We start from the raw sequence: 12,063 nt of genomic DNA on the forward strand, positions 1-12,063 counted from the left end.
ACTCCGCGATGACCTGGCTGCATTGCGGATTGACCGGTCGAACCGCTCGCGATCCTCGAGCATTGGGCCGTGGCTTGTTCTAACGGTAGTCCTGCTTTTAGTGGCGACGACCGGCGCGGCCTACTTCCTGCTCAACCAGCGGCTGGCGGGCGTCATCGCTGTGAAGGTCGACACCGTGCGGCTCGTGTCGCCGGCGCAGATGAACACGGTGCTGACCGCCACAGGTTATTTGGAATCCCGACAGCAGGCCGCCGTGGGTGCGAAATCGGCCGGCCGCGTCGCCCGCGTCCTCGTCGAAGAAGGCGACAAGGTCCGCGCGGGCGATCTGCTCGCGGAGCTCGAACATTCGGACCTCGATGCCATCCTGGCTTCGAAGCAAGCGCAGGTGAAATACGCGGAAGCCGTGGCAGCCGAAGGTCAGCGCACCGCATCGCAAAAAGAGCGAGACTTCGCTCGCGAGCGCGCACTCTTCGATCGCAAGGCCGGCACCCAGGCGGCGCTAGAAGGCGCCGAGACCGATTTCCATACGGCGTCAGCTCGCGCGGCGGCCATGGCAGCCAATGTCGCCGTGGCTGAAGCGCAAGTGCGCGAAGCCCAGGAGGCGATCGCCAACCTGAAGGTCTACGCCCCCTTTGCCGGCACCGTCGTGACGAAGGATGCCGAGGTGGGCGAAACGATCATGCCCGGCGGTATGGGGCTGGCCTCGGGGCGCGGCTCGGTGGCGACACTCGCCAATCTTGAGCAACTGGAAGTCGACACCGACGTAAAGGAAGACTACCTCGGACAATTGGAAAAGGGTCAGCCGGCCGAGGTGTCGGTCGATGCCGTGCCCAACCGTCGCTACCAGGGGCGCCTGCGCGAGATCATTCCCATGGGCGACCGCACGCGCGGCATCGTGAAGGTGAAGGTCGCGATCGTCGACCCTGACGAGCATCTGTTTCCTGACCTGAGCGCCACGGTACACTTTCAGCCGGCCCGGTCCGAGCGCGCGGCCGACGCCGATCAGAAGCGCATGTACTTGCCAATTTCGGCCGTAGTCACCAAGGACAGCCGCGACTTCGTCTGGCGGCTGGAAAAAGATCACGTGGTGCAGGCCCATGTCACCACCAGTGGCGAACCCAAGGACGATCTGATCCGCGTCGAAGGCAGCGTCAAGGGAGGAGATCGCATCGTCGTCGATCCGCCCGCCGAGCTAATCAATGGCGCGCGGGTGCGAATACTCGAATAGTTTCTGTTGCGAGCGGGAGAGGCGTCGCAGGTCTCGACGGGGAGCGAGCGGCGGCGCTATGCAAAACATCAGGCTCCTCACCGACGTCTCTGTTTCGGAGGCGGCGCCGATTCTCTCGGAGGTTACTCATGACCCCTGGCGCTGAGCGGGCAGTGGTCGAGCTGCGCGGTATCTCGAAGGAATACATGCGCGACAAGATTCACGTCCCCGTGCTTACCAATACGAACCTCGATATCCCCAAGGGCGAATTCGTCGCGGTGATGGGCCCCTCGGGATCGGGCAAGTCGACGCTTCTTAACCTGTGCGCGGGGCTCGATCGTCCCACGACAGGCACGATCACCGTGGCCGGCACCGAGCTGAACCAACTCTCGGAAAGCAAGCTCACGCGCTGGCGCTCGCAGCACCTGGGCTTCATCTTCCAGCTTTACAATCTGATGCCCGTACTTACTGCGTTTGAGAATGTCGAGCTGCCGCTGTTGCTGACGTCCCTCTCGCGCCGGCAGCGCGCCGAGCACGTGCAAACGGCCCTGCGCATCGTCGGACTGTCGGAACGTATGGACCATTATCCGCGGCAGCTTTCCGGCGGGCAGGAGCAGCGCGTGGCCATTGCCCGAGCGCTGGTCAACGATCCGGTGCTGCTGTTGGCGGACGAACCGACGGGCAACCTCGATGCCGCGGCGGCGCAGGAGATTCTCGACCTGCTGCAACAACTGAACGAAGAGTTCGAGAAGACGATCGTCATGGTCACGCACGACCCGAGGGCGGCGCGCCGCGCCCACCGCATGCTGCACCTGGAAAAGGGAACGTTCGTCGAAACCGAGCTCGACGCGCTGGAGGCCGCCGGATGAAGTTCCTCCCTTACATCTTGCGGAACGTGATGCGCAACAAGCTGCGCAGCGTATTCACGGGCCTGTCGATCGCCGTCAGCCTGTTCCTGGTCACGGTGATGTATGCGTACGTGAACATGCAAGACGAAACCGCCGTCGAATCGCTCAAGTATGCGCGGATCGTGGTCACGGCCAAGCAGGGGCTCACCTTTCCCGTCCCCATCGCGCATGTCGATAAGGTCAGCTCGATACCGGGCGTGAAAACCGTGGTGCCGCTGGCCTGGTTCGGCGGCAAGTACAAGGATGACAAAATCCCGTTCGCGCAATTCGCCACCGATCCGGAACACGTCTTCGAAGTCTTCTCCGAGTTTACCGTTCCGCCCGAGCAGTTGAGCGCCTGGCAAAAGGATCGCACGGGCTGCGTGGTGGGTGAGAAAATCGCTCGCAAGCGCGGTTGGAAAGTCGGCGACAAGATCGTGCTCAAGGGGGACATCTACCCGGTGAATCTTGAGCTGTCGATCGACGGCATCTATACCGGCCCGGCCAGCTCCGACCAGGAGATGCTGTGGTACCACTACAAGTACCTGGACGAACTGCTGAAGCAGGCCCGCTCGCAGATGGCGGGCAACGCCGGCACGATGTTCATCAAGGCGCAATCGCCCGAGGGCCTGGCCGACTTGATGCCACAGATCAACGCCCGGTTCGCCAACTCGGAAAGCCCGGTGCGGGCCATGACCGAACAAGCTTTCCGGCAGATGTTCACCGAAATGCTGGGGAACGTGCGGGCGTACATTCGCAACGTCGCTCTGGCGGTCGTGATTTCGCTCGTATGCGTGGCGGGCAACGCCATGGCCATGTCGCTGCGCGAGCGCACGCGCGAAGTCGCGGTGCTCAAAGCGATCGGCTTCTCGCGCGCGATCGTGCTGTTCCTGGTGCTGGTCGAGGCCGTGGTGATCGCGGTCGGCGGCGGGCTGGTCGGCGTGATGACCGCGCGGCTCTTGTTCTCGTTCAGCGACGTCACGCTCAGCGGCATCCCCGGCTTCAACGCCTTTTACGTTCCGTGGTCCACCGTCACCTTCGGCCTGCTCTTGGCGGCCGGCGTGGGGCTGGCCAGCGGCATCGTGCCCGCCTGGCGCGCGGCACAAATTTCGGTCGTGGATGGTTTACGCAGAGTCGTTTAGCAGGAACAAATCGTGGTTCCCATCAAGTACAACATTCGCAGCTTACGCGCCCGCTGGGTTAGTTCGTTGATGACCGTGCTAGGCACCGGGCTCGTCGTATGGGCTTCGATTCTCGCCTTCGGGCTGGCCGACGGGTTGGATCACACGCTGGAAGTTTCGGGCGAGCCCTTGGATCTGGTCGTGATGCGCAAGGGAGCCACGGCCGAGACGAACAGCATCGTCAACGAATCGGCCGCGCGCGAGCTGGAGACGCTCGAAGGCATCGCCTCGAACGCCGCGGGCGACAAGCTCTGCTCGCCCGAGCTGGTCGTCGTCGTCAACACGGCCCGCCGCGGCGACAGCGGCAACGGCAACATGATCGTGCGTGGCGTGACGCCCGTCGCCAAGGAATTGCGCAACAACTTCCGCCTGGTGGCCGGACGAGAAAACAAGCCGGGACTGCGCGAAGCGATCACCAGCCGGCAAATGGCCAATCGGTTCCAAGGCGCCGGACTCGACGAAGATCTGGATGTCTTCGGCAACACGTTCAAAATCGTGGGCCTGTTCGAATCGGGCCACGGGGCCACCGAGTCGGAGATATGGACCGACCTTGAAGTGCTCGGGCAAACCACGCGCCGCGAAGGGGTGCGCTCCTCGATGCAAATCCGTGCCAACAGCGCCGACGACGCGCACCGCTTGCTCGATCGCATCGCCAGCGACGAGCAGTTCGGCCTGGCAGCCCTGGCCGAGCCTGACTATTTCGCCGATCAGGCCAAATCGGGGATGGCCATCAAGATCGTCGGCCGGTTGATCGCCATCATTCTCACCGTCGGCGCCATGTTCGCCGTTGCCAACACGATGTACGCTGCCGTGGCTTCCCGGGCCCGCGAAATCGGCACGCTGCGCGCCCTGGGCTTCAACCGCCGCACGGTCCTGTTTTCGTTCTTGATCGAATCGCTGGCCCTGTGCTTGCTCGGCGGGCTAGCCGGCTGCCTGGGGGCGCTACCGCTCAACGGGCTCTCGACGGGCACAGCCAACTGGGCCACGTTCAGCGAGCTGACTTTCGCCTTCCGCTTTGGCCCGGCGGTCTTGCTGCAAGCCGTGATCCTGGCCGCGCTGATGGGAACCGTCGGCGGCCTGTTCCCGGCGATACGCGCCACGCGGATGAAAATCGTCGACGCGCTGCGCGAAATCTGAAGCAACGCCGCTTTTGCCCATTTGCGAACGCCGCAGTTGTCCGGGCAGAAGAACGAACGTCGTCACTTCTTGTGCAAGAACGCGCGACCTTGCCGCGCGGCTTCGCTGTCGGGCTGGTCGTCGATGATCTTTTGGATGGCGGTGCGGGCTTTTTCGCGCACGGCCGGTTTTGGCGACCTGGCCAGCTCGCGCTGTTTCTCGAGTTGCTTCATCGCCGTGACTTCCTTGCGTAGCGCCGGATCCTTACCCAGGTCGCGCCGCGCGGCGGCGGCCTTGTCGCCCGCAGGGTATCCGGCATACGTCTCGGCCGCCGCCGTGTAGCGCTGGTAAGCCCGTAACTTGTTTCCTTCCTCGGCGCTTTTCGCCGCGGCTTCCAGGTCGCGACCACTACGCTGTTCGACGAACGCCGACAGTTTTTGCCCCGCGGCTTTCAATTCGGGCTTGCGCGAGCTGAGCGCCTTGGCGATCGCCGGCCGCGCGTCGGTGAATTGACAGAACTCCAGGCTCCGCCAGGCGGGCATCAAATCGTCCGGGATATCCGCCGGATCGACATTCCATTTCGCGCCGCTCAAAGCCCGATCGACCGTCGCCTCGATGTCGGCCCACGAACCGTGTCGCAGGTCGCCGTCGGGCGTCAGATAAGCGACCTGCATCACGTTCTGCAAGCTGATCTCGAGAATGTCGGCCTTGTTTTCGAACGAGCGATCCTGGTCGACGATAATGGGCCAGGTCAGATTCACGCTTCGCGCGTAGGCTTCCACGTCCTGCTTGGTCGATCCGGAGTTCACCGCCACGAACAGAATCGGCTCCTTCTCGTACGCCCGGGCTTTCTCCATGATCGACGGCCAGCGCGCTCGGCAACTGGGGCACGTCTCTTCGAAGAAATAGAGAAACACCGCTTTGCCGCGCAGCGATTCGGCCGAGATCGGATCGCTATTGACCCACACCGGCGGGAACTCGACTTCCTTCGCCGAGGTTTCGCCCGCCACTTCCTGCCCTGAAACGAGCGCGCCGCGCGCAACCATGATGGACAACACCGCTAATAAGGTGTAGCGCATGGCGTACAATCGCTTGGCACAAACCATGACACTGCCCCGTTCCGGAAGGGTTGCGCTGGCCGTCGAAGGGAACCGATACCGCTGGTGGTATCGAGCCGCCAGTTTACCGCGCCGCTGCATGGGCCAACAAAGGCCTGTCGCGCGGATTTCCGGACACACGCTTTACTGGACCGTCCGCCGCACGGGGGGTAGAATACGCCGGGACCAAACATTCGAATTTCAAGCCGGCACTTTGGCCCGTGGAGCGGAGTTTCGCCGAGTGCGCCTGCCCGCTCGCGACGACTGTCGGTTTTCGCACCGCATCCTAATCGTCCACATGTGAGGAGAACGGATCATGTTGCGTCTTTGCGGTCTGTCGAGCGTCGTCGTTTTGGTCTTCGCCGGTGCTCTTTGTGCCGCGGACATCAAGGGTGACTATATGGAGATGCGGACGTGCGACGTTTACACCGGCCCGTGCTTTGCCAACTCGCAAGTTGGTCTGACCGGCCAGCAGGCGATCATGGCTTGGAGCATCGAGAGCGGCAGCTACCAGGATGTCGATCTCAGCGGGAAGAAGGTCGTCATGACCGTGCGTGCGAAAGACACGTTGGGCTTCGGCAGCGGCGTCGTGATTCATCCTGATCCGATTCGCTCGGTGATCCTGGTCGACGCTTCGGCAACGCCCGAGCAGCAGCAGGCGCTAGCGGCCTTTGCCCGCGACCGCGCCGGACGGGTGGCGGGAGACGTCGTGCGGATCGCGGCGCAGCCGATTGACCTGTCGATCGATCACGTCGACATGGTGGCCCGGCTGCAGGCTGGCAAAGAAATCCAGGTCGAGACGCGCAAGCTGGGCAAGACCGATTGCGTCTGCTCGAACGAGAAAACGTTCTATCCGCCGCTCACGAATATCGACAATGCGGCGCCGGCTTACACGATCGACGCGTCGTTTACCGGCCGTGGCCTGAACGCGCAATGGTCCGCGCCGCTGACCCGCAGCGCCTATCTGGGAACGTTCTAGCGCAGGCCGACGGCCCATCATCGAGGGAACCCGCGACGGCACGGCGGCGCGCAGCGGCCATGCCGCCACGTCCGAAGCTGCAGCTCCACGTTTGCTGACCTATAATTCTTCGCGTGTTCGTGACCTCGTTTTTCTTCCAAAGCCATCCTGTTGCCGTGGAGACCAGCCTGTGACGAAGCTTTCCGGATTTTTGGCGGCACTGGGCGTTTGCTTGCTGCTGGGTGTGTCACGTGCGGCCGACGACTACAAGGTCGCCGCGGCCACGCAGAGCGTTCCCGAGGAAGTCGCGGCGGACATCGCCAAGTTGATGACGCCCGAGTCGTACAAGGTCACCAATGGCAAGCGCACGACCTGCGAGCTATGGCTGCGGAGCGCGGTGCCGGTGCAGGCGGACTTTGCCCCCTCGGACACGGTTCTGTATCCATTCGAGGTCGGTCAGTTGGTCGGCGTGGTGCGCTTCGCGCGCAAGACCACCGATTTCCGCAACCAGGAGATCGCCGCCGGCGTCTACACGCTGCGTTACGGCCTGCAACCGGTCGATGGCAACCACGTCGGCACGTCCGAAACGCGCGATTTCCTGTTGTTATTGCCGGCCGGCGAGGACAAGGATCCCGCCAAGCTCGAAATGGAAAACCTGTACAAACTCAGCCGCGACGCCGCGGAAACGACGCATCCGGCCATCATGCCGCTACGGGCCGTTTCGCCTGACTTGGATAAGGCCCCGGCCATGGTGCATGACGAAGCGGCCGAGTTATGGAGCGTGGTCGTCAAAGGTACGACCACCACCGGCAACGAAGACGATCAGAAAGAGAGCAAGCTGATCCAATTGGTCGTCGTCGGACACGCCGCCGAGTAAGAGCGACGCCCGCTCGAGGGGGCGAAGAGGTAACATGCGAGCGTTGTTTCAGCACCGATTGTGGCCGGCCCTCCTGCTCGCAGCCGGCCTGGGCACGTTGTGCCTGTCCGCGACGTCGGGCGAAGAGTTGGCCGTCGACAAATCGTCGAATACGGATCCGGCGGCTAGCAAAGACTTCACGGTCGAGACGCTGCACGGTCGGCTCGTGTGGCTCGGCGAGGCGCTAGCGCGCTTATACAAGATCGAATCCGACGCCGACGCGGCAGAAACGTCGATCGTCTTGGAAACCACCGACGGTCGCCTGGTGCCGCTGGTGAAGGATTTCCGCAGTCGCGGCTTCTGGCTCGATCCCCGCTTGCGCGGCATCGACGTCGAAATGGAAGTGCGACGTTTTGACAAGTCGCCGGCCGTGCAAGTGGTGCGCTGGTACGCGATCCGGCAAGGCCGAAAGTACGAATTGGATTACTGGTGCGATATATGCGCCATTCCCATGTACGAACTGAAGACGTGCGATTGCTGTCAGGGGGAGATTCGATTGCGCGAGCGACCGGTCGAAAAGTAATAACTGTAACAACCGCACCATAATCTCTACCGGGGGGGACGCTGGTCAATTTCTCCTTGTGGGGGGCGCAAGCGCAAGATATATACGTACGTAGGGATTCATAACGATCGGCGAACGTTTGACAGGCCTTTCTCGGTCGATTCTGTCACGCTCGCGTGCGGCGTATTTCACGAGCCGAAAGGCCATTTCAAGGTTCTTCGTTTGTGGCGCATAGCCGCTGCAAGGCGGGCATCGAGGCACACTACCCATGGATCATGGCGAAACGATCGAAATTGCGATGGTCGGCGATCTGACCGACTCGGAAAACGAGCTCAGCAGCCGGCTGCTCGAGGTTCCCCCCGGCGGCACCTGCACTCTGTTCATCGATTCGCCCGGCGGCAGCCCGTACTCGGGCTTGGCGCTGATGTCGTTGATTCTGCTGCGTGGCATTCGCGCGACCGGCATCGTAACCGGCGAATGTTCATCGGCGGCACTCTGGCCCTTTGCCGCATGCCAGCGTCGCATCGTGACGCCTTACAGCGTGCTCTTGTTCCATCCCATGAAATGGCAAAGTGAAGAGCACGTGGGCCTGGCCGAGGCCGCCGAATGGGCACGGCACTTCGGGCAGTTAGAGACCGACATGGATCAGGTTCTGGCCACCTTGTTCAACGTTTCGGACGAGGAAATGGCTCGTTGGATCCGCCCTGGGCGCTACATTGCCGGGCGCGAACTGGCGGCAGCTGGCATGGCCGAGCTGGCAGACCTCAAGGCGCTCGCGCTTTTCGCGAGGAATGGCGCCGTTCGCGGGCGCAAGCGGGCCAAGGCCGATCGCTAGCACACAGCGAACACGAGCAGCGGGTTCTCAGACGCCGCTAGCTGCGTACTCCGTCGCGCGAAAGTGCGCTTGTGACCCATGACAAAATGCCGCGCGGATTAGCGCTTGGTAAGGTCTGTGTCGGCGTAAGTCTTGTTCCCACAATGCTGGCATAGCGATAAATGCCATTGTGTGTGGCGTGCCCTCCCGTTAGTATCCCGCGCCTTTTACCTTTCCAGCGAACCTACGCCCCCAGTCTTTGCAACCTCGCGCTCGCTGCTGCGCCGTGGTAGGCGATCGAGCATGCGCTTGGTTCGAGAGGAGCGCCGCTATGCGGTTGCGCGCGTCCGGGCCCGCAAACCGGGGAATTCGTCCGACGCGCGCCTGGCGGGCGCTTGCGGGGCGAGCCTCCACGGTAAGCGTGGCCTCCTGCGCCGGTACGTCTTCGACGTGGCTGGCGTACGCGCTATTGGCTAGTTTCGCCTGGTTTGCCCTGTCGCGCGCGCACGCATTAGCTGCTGATCCCGTATCACAACCAGGTTCGGCACCGGGGATTGCCGGCGGACAAACTCCGTCGCAGCAGCACCAGGTTCAAGCTCAGTTTCAGGCGCCGCAGACAGCGTCACCGCCGGCGCTGCCTGCACCAGCACCAGGAACGCCGCAGCCCTGGTCGCCGCCGATATTGCCTGGCGGCGTACCGCAGCAGATCCTCGAGGGTGGCCGGCAATTCGATCCGTCGATCATGCCCGCCGCGGCCACGAGTCCGGCTGCGGGTGTCAGCGCTCTTGTACCGATCAGCGGCGCATTGGCAGGCGCTTCACTCAAACCGTTTAATTCCGACACTGTAACAACGCCGCAGCAGCAGCCGGTCCAGCCGCAGCAGCCGCCGCTGGCTTCAGCGACCCCCGCCTCGTACGTCGCACAGGTCCCCGGACAATCGCCGGCGGGAGTTAACCCTGACGACGCTCCGTCACCGGGTCTCGGTCTAACAACGACCGACATCTTGCAACGACTGCAAGCCGCCGAAGCCGAGTTGGCGGCGCTCCGCGAGCAGATGGTGCCGCGCGATCAGCGCCTGGCATCCTTGGAGGACGCCGCCAAGAAAGCCGAGGCCGCCGCCGTGGTGCCCTTGCCACTGATCCGGCTTAGCGGTTTTTTTCAATACGACACCGGCTGGTTCAGCCAGGATATCAACAGCAAGGACGTGCTGGGCAATATCCAAAACGGCACCGGCTTCCGCCGCACCCGTTTGCAAGGGCTAGGCCAGCTCACCGAGTTCACCACCTTCAGCATCGAAATGGACTTCGCTTTCCCCGGCCGTCCCAGCTTCATGGACGTATGGGGTGAGCAAGCCAATTTGCCAATCGTCGGTCACGCCCGCATCGGCCAGTATCGCCAACCGGTAACGATGGACTCGTGGACCAACATCAAGCACCTGGAATTCCTCGAACGATCCGCGCCGTTCATCGCCATGGATCCCTTCCGCCGCGTCGGCATCATGGGCTGGGACAACAGCGATGATGAGCGCACGATGTGGGCTTACAGCTTGTTCGGCACCGGCTTCACGTTCTGGAACGGCGGCTCGAGTCAGGTGTACAGCACCGAAGGCAACGACAACCGCTTCGGCACGCAGCTGGGGGATAGTGGCGGAATTTCCTTCGCGACGCGCGCCACGCATCTGCTCTATTACGATCCAAATCCGAATCCCTTGGCCCGAGACCGCTATTTGCTGCACGTCGGCGGCGGTTACCTGTTCGGCGAACTCGGCGGCGAAGGGACCACCGGAACCAATGCGAAAGCGTACGAAGCGCGCACCATCCCAGAATTCTTCGTCGGCGATCAGGCGGGCGGATTCTTGACCGCGGCCGGCACGCCGAACGTGGTCGACACGGGCCGCTTCCTGGCCACTCATTACCAGATGATGCACGCCGAGCTTGCGGGAAGCTGGGGGCCGGCTCACTTTCAAGCAGAGTACATGGCGACCTTCGTCCAACAACTGGGCGGAGGAAACGTCTTTCTCGACGGCGGCTATATCCAGGGGGGTTATTTCCTCACAGGCGAAAACACCGGCTACAACAAGATGCTCGGCGCGCTCGACTACAACGTGATACCGCATACCCGGTTCTTTGGCATCGGTCGCAAGAAGGGGCTATGTGGTTGGGGCGCTTGGGAGATGGCGGCCCGCTGGTCATGGCTCGATTTGAGCTCGACGCAAATCCGCTCGAGCAACTACGTGGCCGGGCAAACGACGTTTCCCACCTCGGCGCCGCCGCCGCAGATTAATCCGGGCGTGCTCAACGAGCCGACCGTCGCCCTGAACTGGTGGTGGAACGAGTATATGCGGGTGCAGTTCAACTACATTCACTCGATGGTGCAAACCAACACCAGCGGCTTCTACTCGACGGACATCTTCGCCCTGCGATTCCAAACGGAGTTCTAACAGCCTGTTGAAGAACTCAACGGGCTGCGACATCGCAGGGATGCGATGGCAAAATATCGACGTAAGTCGTTATTTTGCGCGCCGTGCGAAGCTTTGCTTCGCACTTGGCGAGGTTGAAAAAAGCCACGAGGGCTTTTTTCAACAGGCTGCTAAGCCCGCGGCGATTCACACGCCGACTTCGCCGGCCCAACTGCACCAACACTCGAAGGTGTGCCATGCTTTTTCGCCGGAGGCGCTCTAAGCATGTCGAATCACGAAGGCGCGCGACTAGTTGCGCGTAAACATGCGCTCGGCGGGGCCGCGCGCGGAGTGTTCGGCCGCCGGGATTTGCGCTTGCTCCGCCGCCGTGGCCCGGCTCGAAGGAAGCGGCGTCTCGCCGCCGATCACCTGCTCGATGCCGGTTTCCTTGACCATGGCGATGGCATCGGCAGCGCTTGCGGACTCAGGATAGTTGCACTTCTTGGCGCAGTGACCACAGCGGCAGCAGACTTCCTCGACGACGCATTTGTAGACGGGCACTTTCTTCTTCTCCTTGTTGATCACGAGCACGGTGCGCGTCTTGACGCAGCCGCAGGTGGGCTTCCAGATGGTGTGGTCCTTGCAACAAATGCCCGCACACGTGCAGGGTCCCTTGCAGCGGATGCTCGGGCCGGGCAGACAAAAGTCTTCGCATTCGCAGGAGTACACGTTCTTGGTTTCTTCTTTCATTTCACAAATCAGCCGGCAGACTTTTTTCGTGCAAGGCTGGCAGCCGCATCCGCCGCAGCAAGGAGCTCCGGCATGAATGGCCGAGGACCAGGCAAAAAAAGCCACCGCCACACCAGGAAGCAGAAATCGTTTCATGACCTCACACCTTTGAACGTTTGCCGAGCGCGACAGGTGAATACCCGCGCAAATCGCTTTGAGAGGCGCTGGGCCAGTAACCGGATCACGGCGTCCGCACGG

At 62.4% G+C, this 12,063-nt stretch carries 11 protein-coding genes; 9 read left to right on the top strand and 2 right to left on the bottom strand.

The genetic code is table 11. The features are described from left to right. The first annotated feature begins 100 nt into the window (after positions 1-100). From VHD36_07815 to VHD36_07830, 4 genes are all read left to right on the top strand, one after another. The gene (locus VHD36_07815; GenBank protein ID HVU87211.1) at positions 101-1,228 is read left to right on the top strand and encodes an efflux RND transporter periplasmic adaptor subunit; all 1,128 of its coding nucleotides are present in this window, start codon (positions 101-103) and stop codon (positions 1,226-1,228) included. Between the two features lie 128 nt (positions 1,229-1,356). Continuing rightward, positions 1,357-2,076 (top strand): ABC transporter ATP-binding protein, encoded by a 720-nt coding sequence (locus tag VHD36_07820; GenBank protein ID HVU87212.1) that lies wholly within the window; start codon positions 1,357-1,359, stop codon positions 2,074-2,076. Further along, positions 2,073-3,236 (top strand): ABC transporter permease, encoded by a 1,164-nt coding sequence (locus VHD36_07825; GenBank protein ID HVU87213.1) that lies wholly within the window; start codon positions 2,073-2,075, stop codon positions 3,234-3,236. Before VHD36_07820 ends, VHD36_07825 begins: the two co-directional genes overlap by 4 nt. A gap of 12 nt (positions 3,237-3,248) precedes the next feature. Next, a complete protein-coding gene (locus VHD36_07830; protein HVU87214.1) occupies positions 3,249-4,412 on the top strand; it encodes an ABC transporter permease in 1,164 nt (387 codons plus the stop codon). A gap of 62 nt (positions 4,413-4,474) precedes the next feature. Here VHD36_07830 and VHD36_07835 read toward each other — a convergent pair whose 3' ends face one another. After that, positions 4,475-5,470 carry a TlpA disulfide reductase family protein gene (locus VHD36_07835; protein HVU87215.1) on the bottom strand — a complete coding sequence of 332 codons (996 nt, stop codon included), beginning with the start codon at positions 5,468-5,470 and terminating at the stop codon, positions 4,475-4,477. Between the two features lie 334 nt (positions 5,471-5,804). Here VHD36_07835 and VHD36_07840 point away from each other — a divergent pair, with 334 nt between their 5' ends. The 5 genes from VHD36_07840 to VHD36_07860 all read left to right on the top strand — a co-directional run bounded on the left by VHD36_07840 (position 5,805) and on the right by VHD36_07860 (position 11,118). Next, a complete protein-coding gene (locus VHD36_07840) occupies positions 5,805-6,467 on the top strand; it encodes a DUF1326 domain-containing protein (protein HVU87216.1) in 663 nt (220 codons plus the stop codon). A 169-nt stretch (positions 6,468-6,636) separates the two neighbouring features. Further along, complete coding sequence (locus tag VHD36_07845; GenBank protein HVU87217.1) at positions 6,637-7,323, top strand: hypothetical protein; 687 nt, start codon at positions 6,637-6,639, stop codon at positions 7,321-7,323. 34 nt (positions 7,324-7,357) lie between these two features. Continuing rightward, on the top strand, positions 7,358-7,885 hold the full coding sequence (locus VHD36_07850) for a hypothetical protein (protein ID HVU87218.1): 528 nt from the start codon (positions 7,358-7,360) through the stop codon (positions 7,883-7,885). A gap of 247 nt (positions 7,886-8,132) precedes the next feature. Next, positions 8,133-8,699, top strand: a complete 567-nt coding sequence (locus tag VHD36_07855) for a hypothetical protein (GenBank protein ID HVU87219.1) — start codon at positions 8,133-8,135, stop codon at positions 8,697-8,699. 448 nt (positions 8,700-9,147) lie between these two features. Then, on the top strand, positions 9,148-11,118 hold the full coding sequence (locus VHD36_07860; GenBank protein ID HVU87220.1) for a porin: 1,971 nt from the start codon (positions 9,148-9,150) through the stop codon (positions 11,116-11,118). Between the two features lie 267 nt (positions 11,119-11,385). On the opposite strand, the gene VHD36_07865 is transcribed toward VHD36_07860, so the two are convergent. Beyond that, a complete protein-coding gene (locus VHD36_07865) occupies positions 11,386-11,826 on the bottom strand; it encodes a hypothetical protein (GenBank protein HVU87221.1) in 441 nt (146 codons plus the stop codon). Positions 11,827-12,063 lie beyond the last annotated feature (237 nt).

The organism is Pirellulales bacterium (genome assembly GCA_035546535.1).
Classification (GTDB): domain Bacteria; phylum Planctomycetota; class Planctomycetia; order Pirellulales; family JACPPG01; genus JACPPG01.